The following is a 21,604-nucleotide window of genomic DNA, read 5'->3' on the forward strand; positions in this document are numbered from 1 at the left end:
ACGGCGCGGGCGGTGATCGCCGCCCCGCACGAATCACCGGCAAGTACGAGATCCCCGCGATCGTGGCCAGTGGCGGCGGCTCCATCGTCAACAACGCCTCCGTCGTCGGCGTGGTGGGCGATCCGTCCGCTGCGGCCTACTCGGCTGCCAAACACGGTGTGGTGGGCCTCACCCGTTCGACGGCCCCTCGACGCGGCCGGAGAGGGAGTGCGGGTCAATGCCCTCGTGACAGGCCTGGTGGACACGCCGCTGTGGCGCGGCGTCGTGGAGAGCAGCCCGGAAGCCGCCGGCCTCATCCTCGACAAGCAGCCGACCGGTCGAGCCGCCGACGAGGCGGAGATCGCGGCATTCGCCGCCTTCCTGCTCAGCGACGAAAGCCCGTTCATCAACGGCGCGGCTCTCGCCATCGACGGCGCGCTGACCGCCGGCTACTCGTCCGGGGCCCGAAACCTCGTGGCCACCGTGCCGGGCCCGTCGCTACCCTCAGGGCTTCCCGTCGGCCGCAACCACGGTTGCCGCGCACCGAGAGCGATTCCCATGACCAGCCAGCAAACGACGACCCTGTGGCGTCCTACCGGCCCCAAGGAACTGCAGCTCGTGCGGGAGTCGGATTGGTGTGCGTGGCCGCCCCGGCTTCCCGAGCAGCCGATCTTCTACCCGGTGCTCAACGAGGACTACGCCGTCAGGATCGCGCGGGACTGGAACGTCAAGCACGACGGTGCCGGCTTTGTCACCCGGTTCGAGGTCGAGTCGGAATTCCTGCGCAGATACCCGGTCCAGCAGGTCGGCGGACCAACCATCCTCGAACTGTGGGTACCGGCTGAGGAGCTCGAAGAGTTCAACGCCCACATCGTCGGCAGAATCCAGGTGGTTCACGAGTTCCGCTGAGTCGAGGAGGCCGGCGCGGTGCGGCGATCCCGCCCATCCGGCGCACGGCCGCCGTCAAGGTGGGCCCCGCACCGGCGAACGCCCGGTGCCGGACCCACCGGACGGCTCACCCCTTGGCGCACCCGGCTTGGAAAACAGCCTCGCTGCTGCGATGCATCACGAACTCGGGCGGGTCCGGCCGCTGTTGATCCGAATGCCATGCGCCGTCGCCGTCGATGATCGCCGTTCTCGCCCGCATTCGAAGCTCGTCGTCTTTCCAAGTGCCGTCGAGATGCTCGATGTTCACGTCGCCCTTGCTGCGGGGGAGGTGGGGACTCACTGAGAAACGGGTGCCTCGCCAGTTGCGCACGTCCCCCGATACGTCGCCGCTCGCGTCCTTCCCTGCTCCGCAGACCTTCATCCCACCTGTCATACCGCAGGCGGAGTCGCAGTTCTCGTTGTAGTTCAGCCGCAGGAGGACCTGTCTCGTGTCGGTCTTCGAATACGAGATCTCACCCTGCCAGTAGCCGGTCAGCTTCGGCTGCCCGGGCAGCGGAAAGGCCCAGGGCGCAAACACCGTCCGCAGAGAAATCACCACGCCGAACAGAGCCACCAAGAGGGCCAGGCCCAAGGTGCCTCTGTGCCATGGGCGGGCCGTTCTCCACCACAGTCGTGCACTGTCGGTCGCCATCGTTTCCCCCAATGACCATGGTGAGCCCGGCAACGCAGACGCAGGACAAAGCGCTACCGTTCCGGCCCCCCGGAATGCGCTCCCGTGCGCCAGCACGCCACCCGGGCCCGGCCGCAAGCCCGGCGGCTCGGGCCGACTCCCGTGGCACGTCCCCACGTCACAGGTGAGATCGTTCCCGCGCACTGCATCGTCCTGGCACACTGCATCCGAACAGAAGGCGACGGGCGCCATGCCGTCGGACTGCGGACCCGACCTCCTCGCCCACTCCCGAGGCCACCGTCTCATCCGCGGTCAGTTCCAGCGCGGCACGTCCGCCGGCAGCCCGGAGACAACAGCCGTACCCGGCTTCGGGGTTCAACCCGGACGAGGCGGCGCGTGAGGATGCCCAACGGCCACCTCACCGGCTGGGACGCCATCGGAACCAGTAGCCCGTCCCTTCGACCCGGTGGCCGGCGCCGGTATACCGAAGCTCACCCACAATCCGACGCGCGTCGTCCGGCGCCCGACGGTACTGCGCCAGCAGTGCGTCCAGTTCGTCGTAGCGGGCGTCGATCCCGCCCCGGCCCGAACGGCTGTCCGGCGGGACCGTCCCAGCCCCATGAGGCTCGTTCCGGCTGACGTAGATCGCCCACTGCTCCCGCTCCCACTCCACCGCGGCCACGCTCGCGGGCCACACTCGGTACTCGTCGGGCTTGTCGCCAAAGTATTGGCCATAGCCGTCGAAGTAGTGGGGCTTCCCGTCGATGTCAGTGAGCCCGACGCGCGGTCCGTCGTACCACTCCAGCTCGACGATCACACGCTCGAAGCCGTCTGCGATCAACTGCGCTTCGTCCCACGTCCCAGCCACACGCCCAGGCTACAGACGAGCGACCGCATCCATGACCACGATCTACGGCTGGAGCACTGATGCACAACCCGCTCAAGGTCGCCCTGTCCCGGCTGGTCGGCCCCCTGGAGGGGTGTCCGCCGCAGACTCCGCTTGGCGTTCCCTCCCACTTCCGCGAGTACCTGTGGGGTGGGCACTTCTGGTCCCCGGCCCACTTCGCCGCCTCCTGCGACGGCGCGCCCCTCGCCATCGTCAAGGAGTACATCGGGAACCAGAAACGCCCCTGCTGACGCCAACCATGCAGCCCCACCGCGGCGACGAGTACACAGCGGGGTGACCCAACAGCGCAGGAGATTCGGCGCCGTCGTCGGGTCGAGGCCCGTGGCACAGCGGCTGGTCGATCGCCCGCGCACTGCCGCTCAACACGTCCGCCAAGCTCAGTAGCCGAAGCCGCCGTTGCCGCCGTCCTGGGTGGCGGAGGCGGCCGGGGCGGTCTTCTTGATCGCGGCGCCCTTCGCGTCCACCGCGAACCAGACTCCGTCGATGCCCTGGCCCTTGACGTCGCCTGTCGCCCGGTCGGCTGCGTAGTAGTACAGGGGGTGCCCTGCGTACGTCACCTGCGCCCGGACCGCACCGTCCGTCGTGCCGATCAGGCCCGCGTCGACACCGTCACCGGCCTTCGGCTTGCCCTCCATGGGCGGCCACAGCTTGAGGCATGCCGCGTCGCAGTCCATGGAGTTCGTGTTCTTCCCGTCCGCGGTGAACAGGTACAGGGTCCGGCCACCGCCGTCCACGAGGACGGTACCCAAGGGCGAGTCGCTCGTCCTGACAGCGGCGGGGTTCATGGCCAGTGCCGGTGCCTGGCTGTGCGCCCCGCCTTCATCGCCGGTACTGCCTCCGCCGCAGCCCGCCAGCCCGAGGGCGGCCACGAGAGCCAGCCCGGACACGGTGATCCTTCCACGGTGCATGGTGCCTCCGTTCCTTCCGCACGGCCGAACGACCGAGTCGCATGAGTTGTACGAGCGAGCCCGGCCACGGGATTGCGCCACGTTCTCGAAAGAACTCCGGCCGCTTGGCCAATCCCTTCGCCGGGTTCGTACGTACAGATGGACGTGGTGCTGTTCTCGCGTGCGAACCAGGTCGACGACGTCACGCTCGTCGCGGCCTTCGCGCTGGGGGACGAGCAGGCGTCCGTCGCCTTCGTCAGACGTTTCCAGGACTCCGTGTACGGCCTGGCGCTGTCGGTGACCCGGGAGCCGGCCCTCGCCGAGGATGTGAGCCAGGAGGTGTTCGTGCGCGCCTGGCGCGCGGCAGGCAGCTACGACCCCCGGCGCGCCTCCGTCCGCACCTGGTTGCTGACGATCACACGCAACGCGGCCATCGATGCCGTGCGCGCCCGCCGGGCCACGCCCGCCACGGACGCCACCCTGGAACGCCTCATCGACATGGCGCTGCGCAGCGACGCCGGGCCCGACGATCCCGAACAACGGGCCCTGACCACACTGGAGAGCGAACGCGCCCTGCGCCGGTTGCGCGCCCTCCCGCCGGAACAGGCCCGCGCCGTGGCCCTCGCCGTCTTCGGCGGTTGTACCGCCGCCGAGATCGGCCGGCAGGAGAACATTCCCCTCGGCACTGCCAAGACCCGCATCCGCAGCGGTCTGCGCAGGCTGCGCGACTCGCTGAAGGAGGAACGCCGTGATGGATCGCCACCCCGATGAGGACGAGTTGGCCGCGCTGGCGCTCGATGCCCTCCCCAGCCCGCAGGACGAACTGCTCCGCCACCTCACGGACTGCTCCGCCTGCCGCTCGGCCTACGACGATGTCGCCACCGGCATCGATGCGGTGCTGCCTGCCTCGCCGTCCGTCGCTGCTCCTCCCGGATTCGAGACACAGGTCCTCGACCGCCTGAGACTCGCGCCCGCCGGCCCCGACCGACCCAGGTACCGGATCCTCGTCCGCCGAGGCTCCGCCGTCCTTCGCTCGCGTTCGGCCTCGGACTACGGGCACCTCTCCCCCGGCCCGGACCCGGCGTCGCCGGGCCACATCCGCGAGCAGCGCCGCCCCCGCCGGACGCTGCTGCTGCTCGCCGCGGCCGCGACCGCCGGAATCTGCCTGGGGAGTGCCGGAGTGACCGTGCTCCACCACGACGGCACCCCGGTGCACGTGGCCCCCGACGACCGCGGAGCACCCCTGGTCACCGCGTCGGGAACCACGGTCGGAACGGTCGAACCGAGCCGGGCCGGCAAGGACCGCGTCGTGGTCATGCAGATCACCACGGGCACCCCCGGCGCGCACTACACCTGCCGGCTCCTGCTCGATGACGGCTCCAGCCGCGACGCAGGCTCCTGGTGGATGCCGGTCTCCGGGCAGGCGACCTGGATCGCCTACGCGACCGCCGCCACCGTCGAGCGCGTCGAACTGACAACGGACGACGGCCGCATCTGGTCATCAGCCGTTCTCCAGCACTGACCCGGCGCTCCAGAGCCGAGCACGGCTCCGTGTCGGAGCCGACGCACCTGCCGAACCGCAACGCCTCATTCCCGGCTCACTCATCGCACCGCACCCCACAACTGCCTCGCCCGCAACGGAGGACGCCGTTCCGTCCGCTGCCGCACGGCTCCGCTCGCCGAGCGCCCCCTGGAACGGGCAGGCGGGAAAGACGCTGCACCGCCCACACCCCATAGGCAATTCACAACGTCCACACACAATGGTGGTTGCTCGTCATACGTTCAACGAATGACAATCGCACGCGAAAGGATCTACCCGGCGAGTCGATGACGCCTCCCACGTGCGGTCATCCCATGGGCCCCGGCATGGATCCGACCACGTCTCAAGTGAGGGTGACAACGTTGTCGGAGCGTGTCTCGACGCGGCTTTCGCCCTTCACGCGCCCACTGCGCCGTTCGTACTCGGCCAGAGAGTTCAGGAACACTTCATGACAAGATCCACAGAGTCCCGCAGGCGCAAGTCACGACACCGTGTGCCTTTGTTGGCCGCGGCCGGCGTGGTCGCCCTCGCGGGCGCCGCGGTCCTGCCGCTGACCGCTATGGCCAGCGGTGACGCCACGCCGTCGAAGACCGCACGGCAGGAGGACTTCGCCGCGGCTTCGAAGGAGTTCCACGTCCCGCTGGAGGTGCTGCTCGGCGTCGCGTACCAGGAGTCGGCGTGGGAGGACCACGCAGGCCGGTACAGCGCCGACGGCGGATACGGTCCGATGCACTTGACGGACGTCACACCCGAGATGCTGGCCGGTGGCGACGCCGGAGCCGTCGGCCGCGCCGATCTGAAGACGCTCGCCGCCGACCCCGCCCTGCACACCGTCGAGGCAGCGGCGCGACTGACCGGCCTGTCCTCCGAGGAACTGCGCAAGGACCCCGCGGCCAACATCCGCGGCGGTGCCGCCCTGCTCGCGTCCTACCAGAAGGCGGCAGTCGGCGCTGAGGCGTCGGACCCGGGCAAGTGGTATGCGGCGGTGGCCCGTTACAGCGGTTCCACGCATCAGCAGGGTGCCGCCGCGTTCGCCGACCGGGTGTTCTCCACCGTCAAGCACGGCGCCCGGCGCACCACACAGGACGGGCAGCGCGTGAACATGACCGCCGCCCCGGACGTCTCCCCGGCCACCGGGCAGTTGGGCGCCCTGCACCTCAAGGCGGCGGCCACCGCGGAGACCGAGTGCCCGTCGACGGTGGAGTGCACCTTCGTCCCGGCCGCCCCGTCGAACGGCCAGGTCTCCAACCGTCCCGCCAACGGAATCCGGATCGACTCCATCGTCATCCACGACACCGAGTCGTCCTACGAGTCCGCCATCGCGACCTTCCAGAATCCTGGCGGCAGCGCGGCACACTATGTGATGCGGTCGTCGGACGGCGCGGTGACGCAGATGGTGCCCACCAAGGACCTGGGCTTCCACGCCGGCAACTACTCGACCAACATGCACTCCATCGGCATCGAGCACGAGGGCTACGCGGCGCACGGCGGCAGCTGGTACACGGAGGCCCAGTACGAGGCCACGGCGGATCTGGTGAAGTACCTCGCCGACCGCTTCGACATACCGCTGGACCGGCAGCACATCCTCGGGCACGACAATGTCGCCGGGCCGTCGTCGGCCCTGGTCTCCGGCATGCACTGGGACCCGGGCACGTCCTGGGACTGGGAGCACTTCATGAAGCTCCTGGGCGCGCCGGTCAAGGGCGCCCACGGCGTGGGCCGCGTCGGCTCGGTGGTGACCATCGCCCCCGGCTTCTCCTCCAACCTGCAGACCGTGCAGATCTGCCCGGCGGACGACCCGACCGGTGCCACCACCGCCTGCACCGACAAGCAGCAGCCGTCGAACTTCGTCTTCCTGCGCACCGCCCCCAGCCAGACCGCACCCCTCTTCGGAGACCAGGCGGTCCACCCGGGTGGCGCCGGCACCGACCGGATCAACGACTGGGGCAGCACGGCTCAGGCAGGCCAGCAGTTCGTGGTGGCCGATCGCGCCGGTGCCTGGACGGCGATCTGGTACAGCGGCGCCAAGGTGTGGTTCTACAACCCGCTGGGCCGCAACACCGTACCGGCCCATGGGGTGAAGGTGATCAAGCCCGCCGGTGCCGATCCTGTCAAGATCTACGGCTCCAGCTACCCGGACGCCGCGGAGTACCCCGCCGGGCTGTCGCCGTCGACGCAGGCCCCGCTGAGCTCCTACTCCGTCCCTGCCGGCCAGGCCTACGTCGCCACTCAGCCGCCGGCCGCCACGGACGACTTCTTCCCCTCGAGCGGGGCGGTGGTCACCGGCGGCAAGAAGATGTACACGATCCAGTACAACCACCGGGTCGGGCTGGTGTACGAGTCGGACGTGACCGCAACCGACCTTCCGGCTCTCGGCCACCACAGCTGACGCACTGATCGGGGGGTGTCCGGTATCCGCAGGACGGGCCGGGCATCCCCCGACACGCTGTACGGGCGATGGTCGCACCCGCCCCGAGGAACAGGCTGAAGCCGCGCCTACGACGCCGGCATCGCAGAAATGAGCGCTGCTCGGGCGATCCGAACTCCCGCGAGTGCTCGGGGGCACACCCCTTCGCGCCACACCGCTGCCCGCCTCCCACCCCGCAGGCAGCACCCGGTACTTGGGGTCGGCTGTTCGGCGGGCGGCTCGTAACGCCCCCGCCCAGGCCGACGTGTTGCGTGGTAGTCATGAGCCGTGATCGGTCGCCTTCCGCTGGATGAACAGCTCGCCACCCTCAAGTCGCTCCTCTCCCGCAACGAGATACTGCTCGAGGTGCTGGAACGGTCCGCGTCACTGGCCCTGCCCGGCTGGTACGTGACGGCGGGCTGCCTCTTCCAGACGGTGTGGAACGTGGTCACGGACAGGCCACCCACGAGCGGGATCAAGGACTACGACGTCTTCTACTTCGACAGCAGCGACCTGTCGTGGGAGGCGGAGGATGCGGTGATCACGGCGGGCGCCGAGGCCTTTGCCGGACTGCCGGCCGAGGTCGAGATCCGCAACGAGGCCCGGGTCCACCTGTGGTACGAGCAGAAGTTCGGCGTCGCGTGTGCTCCCTATCCGTCCACGGAGGCGGCCATCGACTGCTTCGCGGCCACCACCTGCTGTCTGGGGGTGCGGCTGGAGCCCGGCGGCCGGTGGCGCGTCTACGCGCCGCACGGCCTCTCCGATGTGTTCAACCTCGTCGTCCGGCCCAATCCGGTGCTCGCTCCGCAGGAGGTCTACGAGAGCAAGTCGGCCCGCTGGCGGCGGCACTGGCCCGAGCTGACGGTGCTGGACTGGCCGGCCGAGCCCGCGGCACGAGGTGGCTCCTCGTCCTGAACCGCACGGAAGGCGCAGGCAGGACGGGAGCCGGGCGAGATGTCGTCACATCAACCCGCTCGTACGCCCTCGATGAATCGCCCGGCCAGGTCGACCCGTTCGTCGAGTGTGGCCGACATCTGGCCGAAGTCCACGAACAGTTCGTGCACCCCGGCCTCCTCGGCGCCCTTGGAATAGTCGATGTACTGGTCCAGCGTGCCCGCTCGGGGGAACCGCTCCGGGCCGGTCGGTGCGGCGGTCAGCAGGGGATTCACCCGCAGGGCCATACGGAGTGCGGACGGATCGCGATCCGCCTGCTCGGCCTCTTTGACGATGGTCGCCCACATTCCCAGCAGGGCGGCGATGGGCATGGCGCCGGGCAGCCAGCCGTCGAGGCGTCGGCCGATGCGGCGAAATCCCCTGGGGGTGAAGGCCGCCAGCAGGAGCGGCGGACGCGGACGCTGGTGAGGCTTGAGCCCGACCACCTCGTCCGGAATGGTGAACAGGGGGCCGTCGTGGGCAAGGGTGTCCTCGGCCCAATACCTCTCCAGGACGTCGAGCGTCTCGTCGAGTCGCGCGCCTCTGCCGTCCCAGGGGACGTCGACGGCTGTGTACTCCTCGGGCATCCAGCCGAAACCGAGTCCGACGTCAAGACGGCCGTGGCTCACGAGGTCGAGGGTCGTCAGCGCTCGTGCCAGCATCAACGGCGGCTGCCACAGGGCGTTCAGGGTGCTGGTGCCCAAGCGGACCCGGCTCGTGTGAGCGGCGGCGAAGGTCAGGCCGAGCAGCGGGTCCAAGTGGTTCTCGTAGACGCACGGCATCACGCCGTCGGCTCCCGGGTACGGGACGCTCGGTTCGACCGGTGTCAGAAGACGGTCGCCCGTCCACAGGGAGTCGTACCCCGTCTCCTCGGCCGCACGGCTGATTCTGATGATGCCTTCCGGCCGTGCGTCCGGACCGAAGGTCGGAAGGGCCAGACCAAGTCGCATGTCAATTCCCTGGTGGCGTGAGGAGTGTGAGTCGGCTCGGCGGGGCGGATCGAAGGTCGCCTCCGGTCGTTCCGGCGCCGCGGAGGCGAGGACGGCGGACGGATCCGCGGGCGGATCGATCGTCGGGCCGCTCACGGTCGGTCCCGCCTTCGGCCGGTGGGCCTCCGTCCGTCCCTCGGTGCTTCGCGCCCAGTCTCCCGTATTCCGCGGGGGCGTAGGGCTTGATGGTGGGAGTTCCCCCGCAGCGTGGTCCGGTGCGTCGACTGCGTCGCGACTCCTGCGGACGGGATCGGCACCTGGGCAGCGCACGCTGTCGGCCTAATGCCGCAGGGCACGAACCGGGCGCGAGTGAGTCGGGACCGGCCCGATCGCGAGCGGTGCCCGCCTGGGTTAGGGTGAAAAGCGGGGTTCGTTACCACCGGAGCCATATCGTGCGTGCCATCGTCATCGAGAAGTTCGGTGGTCCGGACAGTCTTGTCTACACGGAACTCCCGGACCCCGAACCCCGAACAGGTGATGTAGTCATCAACATCAAGGCGTTCGGGCTCAACCACGCCGAGATGCATATGCGCAGGGGCGAATGGGCCGAGGCCGCCGACGTCATCGGCATCGAATGCGTCGGTCTGGTCACCTCCTGCCCCGGCGGTGAGTTCCCCGTGGGGGCGAAGGTCGCGGCGCTCATGGGCGGCCTCGGGCGCACGATCAACGGCAGCTACGCCGAATACACCCGGGCGCCGGTATCGAACGTCGCGTCCATCGAGTCGGACCTGCCCTGGGCCGAGCTGGCCGTCGTCCCCGAAACGTACGCAACGGCATGGACCTGCCTGTTCCGCAATCTGGAGATCGCCCCGGGTCAGACCCTGGTGGTCCGAGGAGCGACCTCCGCCTTCGGCCAGGCCGCGGTCAACCTCGCCGTGAACGCCGGTGTGCGGGTCATCGGCACGTCCCGCGATCGTCGGCGATTCGCGCTGCTGGAGGAACTCGGCGCGGACCGGGCCGAGTTGGAGGGCCCGGATCTCTCCGAGAGGATCGCCGAGGCCAAGCAACTCGACGCGGTGCTCGATCTGGTGGGCAACAGCACCATCCTCGACTCCCTCGCCATGCTGCGCCGGGGTGGACGTGCCTGCTTGGCGGGCTGGCTCGGCGGGCTCGATCCGATCAGCGACTTCAACCCACTGCTGCAGATGGCAAGCGGCGTCTATCTGACCTTCTTCGGCAGCTTTGTGTTCGGAAAGCCGGGATTCCCGCTCTCGGATGTACCGCTCCAGGAAATCGCGGAGCAGGTGGCGGCGGGGCGCCTCAAGGCGAAGCCCTCCCGCGTGTTCCGTTTCGAGGACGTACGTGAAGCCCATCGTGTCATGGAAGCGGGCGAAGCCAAGGGGAAGATGGTCGTCGTCCTCGATTGACCGCCCACCCGATTCCGGCAACGCCGCACCAACGGGGTTCGACGGCCGGTCAGTCGTTCTCGCTCCGCCTCGGCGCTGCTCCGGCGCGTGCAGCTCCGATTCCCGCGGTCCGCGCTCCCGCACCGGCCCCGGTGGTGAACCGGTGCATGTGCCGTAGCCGCCGCCCCGTCACCGGCGGCGGCTACGGCACCCACGCCCCGTCGCGTGGCAGGTTGACGTGTCGCCCGTGCTCGGCGCACCCGCGCAGCCCGGCGGGACCTGTGGAGTGCGCAGGTCCCGCCGGGCGCAGGAGGCGGGCGGCCGTCAGCTTCGCGGCGTCGACGTCGCTTCCAGGAAGACCGGGTTGGTCAGAGCGGCCATGGGGCCGAACAGCAGCGCATCCCCCATGGTGTTGCCCTGCCCCGGGGAACCGTCGGCCATCGGGTGGCGCACCTCGGCACGCACGTACGCCGCGAGGGAGGCCGTCGTCCGCCACACCACCGTGCCGGAGCCGGAGGCGTCCAGCGACTCCTGGTGCATCTGGCCCTCGTCGGTGATGAATCGCACCGTGCCGTGCGGCACACCCGCGACGTCGAGGCGGACGTCGACGGGCGCCTCCGCGGGCACCCTCAGCTTCTCGCCGATGCCCGCGTGCTTGCCGTTCCCGGTCGCGGAGAACGTCAGCTCGACGGCGGACGACTCGGCGATCCAGCTACGTCCGGCACGGATGCCGTCCATGATCGAGTCGGTGGCGAGGTCGTCCGCGTGGACGACGTTGTGCGGCAGGCCGATCACCTGGGGGTCGCTGTGCGCGTCGCTGTTGCCCATCGCGGGCAGCCAGCGCTTGCCGGTGCGGACCGCCTCACCGAGCTTCTGGTCCCAGGTGCTGACCGCGTGCTCGTCGTCGTACGTCCACGGGCCGGTCCACACCTCCGTGGCGTCGGCGTCCTCGAAGCCGAACTTCCACTGGCAGGCCACGTACGCGCAGTACATGTGCGCGGGGACCACGAGACCCCCGCTGCGGCGCACCTGACGCGAGAAGCGGGCGAACGCGTCGTCCCGTGAACGGTAGCGCCAGTCGATCCACTCACCGGCCGGAAGACCGAGGGCGAGCCAGTGCCCGTTGCGGGTGGTGACCTCCTCACCCGTCATGATCAGCAGATCCTGCCCGGCGTACTCGCCCCACACCGCGTGCGACGCCGAGGTGTTGTGGTCGGTGGAGACCATGAAGTCCAGGCCCGCGGCACGTGCCCCGGCCGCCACCTCCGCCGGCAGGCGCTTGCCGTCGGAGTAGACGGTGTGCAGGTGGCAGTCACCGCGGTACCAGTCGCGGCCGCGGCCCCTGGCCCGCTGCGGCGGGTACTTCTTCACGAAGGCGGGCCCGGGCTCACCGTAGGTGAGCGTGATCTGGACCTGGTAGTGCATGCCCTGCGGAGCCACCTGGTAGGGGCCGAGGACGATGTTCCAGGTCCCGGCATTGACCGGGCCGGGCAGATAGCCCGGGGTGGCCTCGCTGTTGCTGATCTCGAACGAGGTGCGGAAGCCACCGGACCAGCCACGGAAGCCGCGACCGCCGAGAGCGATGCCCCGCTCGTCGAACACACCGACGTCGCAGGAGTTGCCCGGGGTGCCCGAGGGGACGGCCGGCTTGTCGTACGAGTACGACACGGCGATCTTCTGGACCCCGTGCGGGATCTGCACCGGAAGGTAGACGAAGTCCGCCACGCCGGTCTCCAGGAACCCGCTGATGACACGGGTCTCGTCGCTGCCCGCCGGCGGCTTGCCACCGGTCGAACCGTCGGCAGCTTGCGCGAAGGAGACCGGGGACAGGGTCAGGGCTGCCGCGCCGGCCACGCCCACCGTCATGAATCGCCGACGTCCCAGCCCGCTGCTCGCCTCGTCGACGGTCAGCGCCTCGGGGTCGAGGACATCCACATCGTGTTCGCAGTGTCCGTCAAGGCACATGTTCGTCCTTACCAATGTCGGTGATATGTGCACGCTGAATGCACCTGAAGCCTTCAGACCCTGATCCTGCTCTGTGGACGGCGGATGAGCTCAACGTGAAGGCGCTGCGGCAGACGGGCAACGACCTCCCTCGGTGCCGCGACGTGTACCGGCCTGTATCCCCGGGGCAACGCCGCCGGGGATACCACCGCGGCGGGTGCAGGTGCGGCCTCGGGACTGCTCGGTCCGACCGGGGCCGCAGCCCTTCGACGAATGGAACCAGCCAGGCAATTGGGGCGGGGCACGTCCCGAAAAGGTGGCGCCGCTGCGGGATGGGCGCTCGCGGACGCGTTTGCTGCTAGCTTGCTCAGTGTCTGCAGGGGGGCTCCCCCGTACCCCCTGCAGACGCATGAAGGCCGTACCGGCCCCTGTGAGCGCCGCGTACGGCGTGCGGACCGGAGCGCAGACGGCGGGGGGACCCTCATCCGATTCAAGGCTCGCGGGCTGCTGGATCAAGGCTCCGCGACTCCCGAGGCGGTGGCCCCAACCGCCCTCTCGTACCTGCCGGTGGGACGAACTGCGCCAGACCGTGCCCCATCCCCTCCGGTCCTCCCCCGTTCAACAGGTCGTCCGTTGGGCGTGATTGCGACAAATTCCAGACCTCAGGGCCGCCGATGCGCGCACCGACGCGAACGAACGAGGCGGCCTCGCGATCGTGGAACTCCCATCCGCCGCAACAGGCCGGGATGCGACGGCCGTCCGACACCGACACGACGCGGCGCGGCTCGGGGTCACCGGAAGCGGGTCGCGCCCCTGCCTCCTCCACCCGAGCCCGCGCTCGCCTCAGCGGTGCCCTGCTCGCCGTCGGCCAACGGCCCGAAGACCCGGAAGAGTTCAAGAGGGTCATGGCAGACAGCGAGGTCCGCGGAGGTGGCAGACCGGGATCGCAGGCGTGTTCCCGAGGACCGCACACCCGTTCCAAGCGGGATATGCTGAACATGCCGCCGATCCATTTACGGTTCAACAACATGTCGGACGCATCGCTGCTTCCGTCTGGTCACCGCCGTCCGGCACGGACACGCGTCGATGAGTCCGGTGGCCCGCAGTGATATCGATGTCATCATCTTCCGGAAGGAACTGCCGTGGCTCCGGTGCTCGTCGGACACCAAGGTCTGTTGGCGGGAGAGCGCATCCCGATCCTGGACACCCGCGTCACCTTCGGTCGCAACTCCGACAACACCGTCGTCATCTCGAGTCTGAGCGTCTCCCGATTTCACGCGGAGATCGTCTTCGACGAGAACGAGGGGTACGTGCTGCACGATTGCGGCAGCAGCAACGGCACGCAGGTCAACGGCGAGGACGTGGACTCCCGGCTCCTCCAGCCCGGCGACGACATCACCATGGGTGACCAGGAGTTCCGCTTCGAGGTCGCGGACGCCATGGAGACGCTCATGGCGCTCTCCCTGCCCCGCTCCGTGACCCACGGTGCCGAGGAGAGCGAAAGCGGGCCGGTTCTGCGCGTCACCGTCGCCGGAGGCGGTCCCGTCGGTCTCTCCTTCGCCCTGCTGCTGGAGCACTTCCTCGGCCCCCAGGCGCAGATCACCGTCTACGACGGCCGGTGGCGCAAGCAGGGCCGCACCATCGTCTGGAAGGGTCAGGACGAAGGCAACGTACGGCGCCAGCAGGTGGTCACCGTGCAGAGCCGCCAGTACCTGGCCTGGCCGGAGGAGGTACGGGCACGCCTCTTCGAACCGGAGCACTACAGCGAGATGTGGCCCTCCGGCCCGGACTCGATCGGCGACCACCACCCGCGCAACATGCGGATCGCGTACATCGAGGACCGACTGCTGGAGCTGGCGAACGAGAAGCGGGAGCGGATCCGCCTCATACCCACCCGGTTCGACCCGGCTGAGCAGCAGGACGCCCTTGCCACGCAGCACGTTCTCGCCATCTGCGACGGCGGGCGATCGCACACCCGGGAACACTTCGCCGCCAGGTTCGGCAAGGCCGACGAGTCCATCTACTCCCTGGACGGCCGCCACCTCCAGGACGTCGTTCTCGGCCTGCGCGTGAAGTCGACCCTGTCCGACCCCATGGCGGTCCTGCTGACCGTCGCCCAGAACCGCTTCCTGCTGAACTCGCTGCGCGGCGAGGGCTTCCTCAACATGCGCCTGACCGACGCCGAGCTGTCGGAGGTCATCGGCATCGACCCGGTACGCCGCGTCTTCGAGGAGTGCATCGCGTCCCGGCCGTGCCTGATGGACCGCGACGAACACGGCGACTTCCAGTGCTCCACCCACGGCACGCTGTTCCTGCCCGCCCTGATCAAGGGTTCGTCCCTGTGGAAGCGTGTGCATGAGGGACTGCGACTCTTCGGCGTCGAGTCCGAGGATCTGACCGCGGTCACGAGTTTCCGCCTGGACATGGTCCAGCGCCCGCGCTTCTCGGCCGAGTTGCTGCCCGCCACCGCCAGCTCTCCCGGCACCTACGGGTTCCTTCTGGGAGACGCCGCCAACGCCATTCACTTCTGGCCCGGTCGCGGACTCAACAGCGGTCTCGCCTCGGCCATTTCCCTGGCCCGCTCCCTCAACGGAGCCTGGAGCGGAAAGGCTTTCCGCGACGCGGACTTCCTGCGGCACGAGGCCGCGATGTCGATGCTCCAGTACCGGCACAAGAGCCGCGCATGGAAGGCGATGGTCACCAGCGACGACCAGGGCGCCACGTGGGCCATCAAGGACATCATCGCCCACGGCATCGACGCGGCCACCGACGACCTGGACCGCGACGCGGACGCCAAGGCCCTTCTGGAACGCATGCGCACCCTCCGCGAAAGGCTGGCGCCCCGACTGCCCGGAATGCCCGACGACGAGGCGATCCTGGAGCGCCTGCAGACGCTGGAGCCCGCCACACTGCGCATGCTCGTCCTCAGCGGCGCCTGGGACACGCTCACCATGGGCGGCGAAGAGGTCGACATCGACATCTTCTACGGCCAGGACTCCTCCGCTGCGGCCGCCGCGGTGGAAGCTCTGGAGCCCGCCGTCCAGTCGTGACCCCTACGTGCAGTTGATCGGCGCGGAGAAGACCGCCTTCTCCGCGCTGATCCAGCAGTACGCCACGCACCCCCGCTGCTCGGGCTCGGCGCCCGGCGGGGCCTGTCGACGACGCAGGCGCCCGCCGACGGGCCACTCGGCGGCGCGTCAGACCGCCGCGTGGGCGCTCCAGTGCGCCTCGAGGGCCGCAGCGACCTCGGCCGGCCTCTCGAGCACCGTCCAGTGGTTGCAGTCGAGCTCCAGGACCCGGGACGCCCGCAGCGCCGCGCCGAGTTCCCTGCCGAACCGCACCGGGCAGGCCGGGTCGAGCGCCCCCCAGAAGACCAGGCACGGCGCTGACACGTTCGCCAGTGCCGGTTCCCACTCGGCACCCATGGTCAGAGCGGAACGGTAGAGCCTGAGGATGCTGTCCTTCATCGCCCCGTCGACGTGGCGGACCATCTCCTCGGCCGGCTCGGCGGGGACGTCGAAGCCCGCCACCAGATCCTTGGCGAAGGACGTCGCCTCCAGCTCGTTCATGAACCGGTCGCCCTCGTCCCGGTCCTGCCAGACCTTGGCCAGCGGGTGCCAGACGTAGCCCGCGCTGATCGGGCCGTTGCCGCCGGCCCATGTACGGACCAGGTCGGGCCGCAGGGACGCGACGCGCGCCGTGATGATGCACCCCCAGTCGTGGCCCACCAGGTCCACCGGCTCACCGACTCGCTCCAGGCGATCGATGAGCCGATCGACGTACTCCTCTTTGGTGGAGGCGAAGCCCTGCGGCCGCGGGGCGCCGAAGCCGGGCAGGTCCCAAGCCTCCACGTCGGTCCGGGTCAGGTGGCGGCGTACGCCGTCCCATACGCGGTGGGTGTCGGGGACTCCGTGGATCAAGACTGCGGGCATGGTCGAGGTCCTTGTCCGAGCGATGCTGGTGGGGCGGGCGGCACGGTCACCGTGGATCGAGGCGCGCACAGCGATCGTGTCCCCGGGAATACACATTGTGTCACACGGTGTTGAGTGAAGGCACCCAGAACGGATCACACTGTCTGCCTCGGGGATCGCGCATAGTATTCACCAGGCCTTGATCCATGGCTGAGGACGGACACAAGCCCCGAACGGCAACGGGCGGGGCGCCCGAGGCAGCCTGTGCTCTCAGGACGCACGGTCGTGAACGAACAGGACGGGAAGCAGTGGACAGAGCCGGACTCGCGGCCTTCCTCAGAGCGCGACGCGAAGCCCTCCAGCCAGAGGACGTGGGGCTGCCGCGCGGACGACGGCGGCGTACAGGAGGGCTGCGCCGAGAGGAAGTGGCCGCGCTGTGCGACATGTCGGTCGACTACTACACCCGGCTCGAGCAACCTCGGGGCCCGAACCCCTCGGAACAGATGCTGGCCGCGATCGCACGCGGTCTGCATCTCTCGCTCGAGGAGCGCGACCACCTGTTCCGACTCGCCGGTCACGCTGCCCCGCGAAGGGTGCGGCGTGGCGACCACATCAACCCGGGCATGATGCGCATCCTCGACCGCCTCGAGGACACTCCCGCGCAGGTGGTCAATCACCTCGGTGAGACGTTGAAGCAGACCCGGCCCGCGATCGCGCTGCTGGGTGACGAGACGGCTTTCAAGGGACCGGCGCGCAGTCTGCACTATCGGTGGTTCACCGATCCCACCTCACGACTGATCCATCCGATCAGCGACCACCCGGTGCACAGCCGACTCCTGGTTGCGGATCTCCATGCCGCCCATGCGCGGGACGGCCGTGACTCGCGAACCGCCGAACTCGTCGACGCACTCCGGGCGGCCAGCCCCGAGTTCGCCGCACTCTGGCGCGAACATCCGGTACTCGGGTCCTACTGCGCAGCCAAGCGCTTTCAGCACCCGCAGTTGGGGACCCTGGAGCTCCACTGCCAGACGCTCGTCGACCCCGACCAGTCGCAGCGCCTGCTGGTCTTCACCGCCGTACCGGGCACGGAGAGCCACGCCGGCCTCCAACTTCTCTCCGCGGTCGGGAGCTAGAGCCCGAACGACTGCATCGCGCGGACGCCGGCACAGACATGGACCCCGTCCCGCAGCCCCGCAGGACCGTCCCCGGCAGGCACCGACGACACATGTCGAGAGACTCACGTCACATTTCACGTCGTCACACTTCTCCAGGGTGTCCGGTCACTAGGGATGTATCCGCAACACGGCGAGAGGATCACCATGGAACCGCGTCTCAACTACTTCGGAAACTCCCTCGCAGGCAAGGTCCTGAAGCACATCAACTCCGCCAGCAAGGTACTGTCCGACTCGACGCTCCCGCACGCGACCCAGGAGCTGGTGAAGATCCGCGCGAGCCAGATCAACGGCTGCGGCTTCTGCACCGACATGCACACCAAGGACGCCGCTGCCGCCGGTGAGACCGATCAGCGCCTCCACATGGTCGCGGCCTGGCGAGAGGCCACTGTCTTCACCGACGCCGAGCGTGCCGCACTCGAACTGGCCGAGCAGGGCACCCGCATCGCCGACGCTGCCGGTGGTGTCACGGACGAGGCCTGGGCGAACGCTGCCAAGCACTACGACGAGGACCAGCTCGTCGCCCTGATGTCGCTGATCGCGGTCATCAACGCCTACAACCGCGTCAACGTGATCAACCAGCAGCCCGCCGGTGACTACAAGCCCGGCATGTTCGGCTGACAGGCACTGCTGTCCGGTGAAACACACCGTCCGTCTCCGCACCCCCCGACCTCGAGGTGCGGAGACGGACCGCCGGCGCCCACAGGTCGCACTCGATGCGCGGACCGTCCTTTCCGCGGCCTGACAGATCCTCGGGGTATTCCGCCCCGCGTCCGCCACCACAGCGAAACCCGCTCGACGAGAAAGACGCACTTCGAACAGAGGCAAGTCATGTCCAATTCCACAGCCCGGAACTTCGTGGACCGCGTGGTGATCGTCACCGGAGCCGGATCCGGTATCGGCCGCGCCACGGCGGTCGCCTTCGCAGAGTCGGGGGCACACGTCCTCGGCGTGGGACGCCGAAAGGATGCGCTGGAGGAGACGGCTCGTGCACACTCCGACATCGCCGTCCTGCCGCTCGACATCCGCGAGGAGGGGGCGGCGGACAGGGCCGTGGCCACGGCGGTGGAGAGGTGGGGGCGGCTCGACGTACTCGTCAACAACGCCGGTGCGGCCGCCATGATGCCGCTGTCGGAGACCGACCGGTCGGTCATCACCAACCTGTTCGATCTCAATGTGACGGCCCCCAGCATGCTCGCCCACGCGGCCCTGCCCCACCTGCGCGACTGTGCGGGCTCCATCGTCAATGTCTCGAGCACTTACGGCCACCGCCCCCTGCCCGGTGGAGCCCACTACGCCGCCACCAAGAGCGCTCTGGAGCAACTGACGCGGAGCTGGGCTCTCGAACTCGCGTCGGCGGGGGTACGCGTGAACGCGATCGCCCCCGGCCCCACCGAGACAGACGTTCTGGTCGCGGCCGGGCTCCCCCAGGACACCATCGACGAGATACGCAGCGCGGAGCGTGAACGCATCCCGGTGGGCCGTCTCGGTGACCCGACCGACGTCGCGAACTGGATCCTGCGCCTGGCCGACCCCCGGGACACACACGTCACCGGCCAGATCCTCACGATCGACGGCGGACTCGAACTCCTCTGACCCGGGGAAGGCGCCGCAGTGCGCGAGACCGTCGCTCCGATGCGACGGGCGCACCGGACCGGTCCCTCGATGCGGAGAATCTCCGGGCGAGGCCGAGTGACCCGCCGCCGCTGCCCCTCAGGGACCGATGAGTTTCGGTCCACGGCGATATCAGGCGCCCGACGAAACAAGGGCTCGCCGACAAGAGAGCGGTTTTCCACCGCCGAGCGTCCGGCAGCCCATATTCATATGAGCGGGCGATGACGGCACGCGTCAGCCCCTGGCTTCGGCGGCCCCCAAGAAAAATTCTTCACGTCGCCGCGGGCACGTTGTCACAAATGAAGTCGTCGCCCTGTCTTTCATGGTGAGGACAGCATTGACCGGCATCGGTGAGCGGCTCATGAAGGGGTGCACATCTCCCGTGGGCGCCGAAAGGATTGCATTATGAAGGTCGTAGTGATCGGCGGAACCGGGCTCATCGGTTCGAAGCTGATCGGCAAGCTCAACGAGCACGGACACGAGGCGGTCGTGGCCGCGCCCAGCACCGGCGTGAACACCCTCACGGGCGAAGGTCTGACCGAGGTCATGAAAGATGCGTCGGTCGTGGTCGACGTGTCCAACTCTCCCTCGTTCGAGGACGAGGCGGTCATGACCTTCTTCCGCACCTCCACCACCAACGTTCTGAACGCGGAGGCCGCGGCCGGTGTGCGGCACCACGTGGCGCTGTCCGTCGTGGGCACCGAACAGCTCCAGGAGAGCGGGTACTTCCGTGCCAAGCAGGCTCAGGAAGAGCTGATCAAGGCCTCGGGGATCGCGTACTCCATCGTTCACGCCACGCAGTTCTTCGAGTTCATGAAGGGGATCGCGGACTCGGCGACCGAGGGCGACACCGTGCACCTCGCCCCCGTGAAGATCCAGCCGATCTGCTCCGACGACGTGGCCACGGCGGTCGGCCGCACCGCGGTCGGCACCCCCGTCAACGGCGTGGTGGAGGTCGCGGGTCCCGACGCGTTCCAGCTCGACGAACTCGTCCGCGACGTACTCGCCGCCAACGGCGATCCCCGCACCGTCGTCGCGGACCCGCACGCCCGGTACTTCGGAGCGGAACTGAAGGAGACCACCCTTCTCCCGGGCCCTGACGCCCACTTGGCCGAGACCCGGTTCGCCGACTGGGCCGCGCAGCAGAAGTAGACGGGTGGGTGACCCCGGCGTACGGGCGGGGCCACCCTCCCCCTCGGCAACCACTCATCTCGTCGCACTGCCGGTGCTGCACTCCGCCGCCGTGGTCACCCGCGTCGCGGGGACAAGTCGACGCCCACGCCCCCGCCGCCTGTTCCCCCGCCCGGAGTGGCCCGTGTCCCGGGACGGATCGGCCCTGGCGTCGAGTAGCGCCCGGAGTCTGCCAGCATTCGCCGAAGGAGGGCTCACGATGACCCGAGCGACAGAGGACCGCGTCGCCTTCATGGCAGCCATCGAGTCATTGGCCGCGAAGGCGACCGAACTGGAAACCCGCGCCGACGACCTTCGCCAGGAGCTCGCCGCCCTCGATCAGCGAATGACAGCCATCTCCGACGCACTGCACGCGGCTCCCCGTTCGGCGGATCTCCCCGACGAACCCGTCAGCGGCGAAGCCTGATCCGGTACCACAAGGCCCGCTGCCCAGGCGCAACCGGAGTTCGAGTTCGAGTACCGTTCTGACGCCGGTAACCAGGTCAGGTGACGACCGGTGAGGTGCGGATCCGGCTGACGACACGCAGGATCTCGTCTCGGTTCCTCGCTCGCTTGATCCATGCCGGAAGGCGGGCCACCAACGTCATCTTCTGTCCGGTGTCGTACCAGGGCGCTCGTTCCCGCAGCGATGCTTGGACGAAACGACGGATCAGATCCAGGTGTTCGAGGTTGTACGCCCACAACCACCCGTGCCGGGTCTCGTGCTGGAGCCACAGCGGCAATCCGAAGTAGGGATCTGTCGCTGGTTGAGCCGTGCCGGAAGAAGGCGTGACAACACAGCCGTTCCACACCCGTGACAGTCCGCAGCCACGACAGACCAGTCGTCGCGGCCCGAACAGAGTCCGGCCTCCGGGGTCGGAGTCTTCAGGTGCTGGAACGACACGGGCGGCCTTCTCGCAACCGGGGCACCGCACGATGATCAAGCTGATGAAGTCGTACTCGGTGCTGCGCGGATCCCGGAACCGAGCAGAGAACAGGGTCATGCGGTGAGTATGCGACCGTCCTGCGGAACAGCGCATCCCGATTCGACCGCTCACGCCCGGGACCGCCGGCCATCCTGCCGGGGCCGGACGGACTCAGGCGAACTGCGGGCCTCCACCGCGTCGGCCGGACGGACGGCGCAATCGTTCAGCGGGCTCTCATCTTCCCGTCGCACACTTTTGCCGTATGCACGAGTGAGTCGCATGGCGCTCCGCTTCCCGCGGGCCTCCCGGAGTCTCGGCAGC

The 21,604-nt window shown here is 69.0% G+C and carries 20 protein-coding genes and 1 pseudogene; 14 read left to right on the forward strand and 7 right to left on the reverse strand.

What is annotated here, in order from left to right; translation table 11 throughout:
• Positions 1 to 237 precede the first annotated feature (237 nt).
• Together ACSHXN_RS03970 and ACSHXN_RS03975 are read left to right on the forward strand one after the other, a co-directional pair.
• Positions 238 to 354: pseudogene (locus tag ACSHXN_RS03970) on the forward strand (SDR family NAD(P)-dependent oxidoreductase); the annotation flags it as partial.
• Between the two features lie 183 nt (positions 355 to 537).
• A complete protein-coding gene (locus ACSHXN_RS03975) occupies positions 538 to 888 on the forward strand; it encodes a hypothetical protein (RefSeq protein WP_355134896.1) in 351 nt (116 codons plus the stop codon).
• A 106-nt stretch (positions 889 to 994) separates the two neighbouring features.
• Here ACSHXN_RS03975 and ACSHXN_RS03980 read toward each other — a convergent pair whose 3' ends face one another.
• Positions 995 to 1,498, reverse strand: coding sequence for a hypothetical protein (locus tag ACSHXN_RS03980; protein WP_438302653.1), 504 nt, complete (start codon positions 1,496 to 1,498; stop codon positions 995 to 997).
• A 457-nt stretch (positions 1,499 to 1,955) separates the two neighbouring features.
• Positions 1,956 to 2,405, reverse strand: a complete 450-nt coding sequence (locus ACSHXN_RS03985) for a hypothetical protein (RefSeq protein ID WP_356293599.1) — start codon at positions 2,403 to 2,405, stop codon at positions 1,956 to 1,958.
• A gap of 59 nt (positions 2,406 to 2,464) precedes the next feature.
• Here ACSHXN_RS03985 and ACSHXN_RS03990 point away from each other — a divergent pair, with 59 nt between their 5' ends.
• Positions 2,465 to 2,674 (forward strand): transposase, encoded by a 210-nt coding sequence (locus ACSHXN_RS03990; protein ID WP_356293597.1) that lies wholly within the window; start codon positions 2,465 to 2,467, stop codon positions 2,672 to 2,674.
• A gap of 147 nt (positions 2,675 to 2,821) precedes the next feature.
• Here ACSHXN_RS03990 and ACSHXN_RS03995 read toward each other — a convergent pair whose 3' ends face one another.
• Positions 2,822 to 3,352 (reverse strand): COG4315 family predicted lipoprotein, encoded by a 531-nt coding sequence (locus tag ACSHXN_RS03995; RefSeq protein ID WP_356293595.1) that lies wholly within the window; start codon positions 3,350 to 3,352, stop codon positions 2,822 to 2,824.
• Between the two features lie 138 nt (positions 3,353 to 3,490).
• On the opposite strand from ACSHXN_RS03995, the gene ACSHXN_RS04000 reads away from it, so the two are divergent.
• From ACSHXN_RS04000 to ACSHXN_RS04015, 4 genes are all read left to right on the forward strand, one after another.
• Positions 3,491 to 4,102, forward strand: coding sequence for an RNA polymerase sigma factor (locus tag ACSHXN_RS04000; protein ID WP_355134850.1), 612 nt, complete (start codon positions 3,491 to 3,493; stop codon positions 4,100 to 4,102).
• On the forward strand, positions 4,080 to 4,853 hold the full coding sequence (locus ACSHXN_RS04005) for a hypothetical protein (protein ID WP_438302654.1): 774 nt from the start codon (positions 4,080 to 4,082) through the stop codon (positions 4,851 to 4,853). Before ACSHXN_RS04000 ends, ACSHXN_RS04005 begins: the two co-directional genes overlap by 23 nt.
• A gap of 466 nt (positions 4,854 to 5,319) precedes the next feature.
• A complete protein-coding gene (locus tag ACSHXN_RS04010) occupies positions 5,320 to 7,260 on the forward strand; it encodes a peptidoglycan recognition family protein (RefSeq protein WP_356114482.1) in 1,941 nt (646 codons plus the stop codon).
• Between the two features lie 306 nt (positions 7,261 to 7,566).
• Positions 7,567 to 8,193 (forward strand): nucleotidyltransferase family protein, encoded by a 627-nt coding sequence (locus tag ACSHXN_RS04015; protein ID WP_438302655.1) that lies wholly within the window; start codon positions 7,567 to 7,569, stop codon positions 8,191 to 8,193.
• Between the two features lie 50 nt (positions 8,194 to 8,243).
• Here ACSHXN_RS04015 and ACSHXN_RS04020 read toward each other — a convergent pair whose 3' ends face one another.
• Entirely contained in the window at positions 8,244 to 9,161 is a 918-nt protein-coding gene (locus ACSHXN_RS04020) for a TIGR03619 family F420-dependent LLM class oxidoreductase (protein ID WP_438302656.1), read from the reverse strand.
• A 431-nt stretch (positions 9,162 to 9,592) separates the two neighbouring features.
• Here ACSHXN_RS04020 and ACSHXN_RS04025 point away from each other — a divergent pair, with 431 nt between their 5' ends.
• Complete coding sequence (locus tag ACSHXN_RS04025; protein ID WP_355134840.1) at positions 9,593 to 10,567, forward strand: zinc-binding alcohol dehydrogenase family protein; 975 nt, start codon at positions 9,593 to 9,595, stop codon at positions 10,565 to 10,567.
• Positions 10,568 to 10,870: 303 nt separating this feature from the next.
• On the opposite strand, the gene ACSHXN_RS04030 is transcribed toward ACSHXN_RS04025, so the two are convergent.
• Entirely contained in the window at positions 10,871 to 12,511 is a 1,641-nt protein-coding gene (locus tag ACSHXN_RS04030) for a CehA/McbA family metallohydrolase (RefSeq protein ID WP_438302657.1), read from the reverse strand.
• Positions 12,512 to 13,632: 1,121 nt separating this feature from the next.
• Between ACSHXN_RS04030 and ACSHXN_RS04035 the strand changes: the two genes are divergently transcribed.
• Positions 13,633 to 15,540: an FHA domain-containing protein gene (locus tag ACSHXN_RS04035; protein WP_355134838.1), complete on the forward strand. Its 1,908-nt coding sequence runs from the start codon at positions 13,633 to 13,635 to the stop codon at positions 15,538 to 15,540.
• Positions 15,541 to 15,687: 147 nt separating this feature from the next.
• Here the strand turns inward: ACSHXN_RS04035 and ACSHXN_RS04040 are convergent, their stop codons facing one another.
• The gene (locus ACSHXN_RS04040) at positions 15,688 to 16,422 is read right to left on the reverse strand and encodes an alpha/beta fold hydrolase (protein WP_355134836.1); all 735 of its coding nucleotides are present in this window, start codon (positions 16,420 to 16,422) and stop codon (positions 15,688 to 15,690) included.
• Between the two features lie 287 nt (positions 16,423 to 16,709).
• Between ACSHXN_RS04040 and ACSHXN_RS04045 the strand changes: the two genes are divergently transcribed.
• From ACSHXN_RS04045 to ACSHXN_RS04065, 5 genes are all read left to right on the forward strand, one after another.
• Positions 16,710 to 17,534 (forward strand): helix-turn-helix transcriptional regulator, encoded by an 825-nt coding sequence (locus ACSHXN_RS04045; RefSeq protein WP_355134834.1) that lies wholly within the window; start codon positions 16,710 to 16,712, stop codon positions 17,532 to 17,534.
• Positions 17,535 to 17,720: 186 nt separating this feature from the next.
• Positions 17,721 to 18,194, forward strand: coding sequence for a carboxymuconolactone decarboxylase family protein (locus tag ACSHXN_RS04050; RefSeq protein ID WP_355134832.1), 474 nt, complete (start codon positions 17,721 to 17,723; stop codon positions 18,192 to 18,194).
• 210 nt (positions 18,195 to 18,404) lie between these two features.
• Positions 18,405 to 19,169 carry an SDR family NAD(P)-dependent oxidoreductase gene (locus ACSHXN_RS04055; RefSeq protein WP_383358832.1) on the forward strand — a complete coding sequence of 255 codons (765 nt, stop codon included), beginning with the start codon at positions 18,405 to 18,407 and terminating at the stop codon, positions 19,167 to 19,169.
• Positions 19,170 to 19,592: 423 nt separating this feature from the next.
• Entirely contained in the window at positions 19,593 to 20,339 is a 747-nt protein-coding gene (locus tag ACSHXN_RS04060; protein ID WP_438302658.1) for an SDR family oxidoreductase, read from the forward strand.
• 238 nt (positions 20,340 to 20,577) lie between these two features.
• Positions 20,578 to 20,784, forward strand: coding sequence for a hypothetical protein (locus ACSHXN_RS04065; protein ID WP_355134826.1), 207 nt, complete (start codon positions 20,578 to 20,580; stop codon positions 20,782 to 20,784).
• A gap of 76 nt (positions 20,785 to 20,860) precedes the next feature.
• On the opposite strand, the gene ACSHXN_RS04070 is transcribed toward ACSHXN_RS04065, so the two are convergent.
• Positions 20,861 to 21,361 (reverse strand): hypothetical protein, encoded by a 501-nt coding sequence (locus ACSHXN_RS04070; protein WP_355134892.1) that lies wholly within the window; start codon positions 21,359 to 21,361, stop codon positions 20,861 to 20,863.
• Positions 21,362 to 21,604 lie beyond the last annotated feature (243 nt).

The organism is Streptomyces sp. HUAS TT11 (genome assembly GCF_051553595.1).
Taxonomy (GTDB): Bacteria; Actinomycetota; Actinomycetes; order Streptomycetales; family Streptomycetaceae; genus Streptomyces.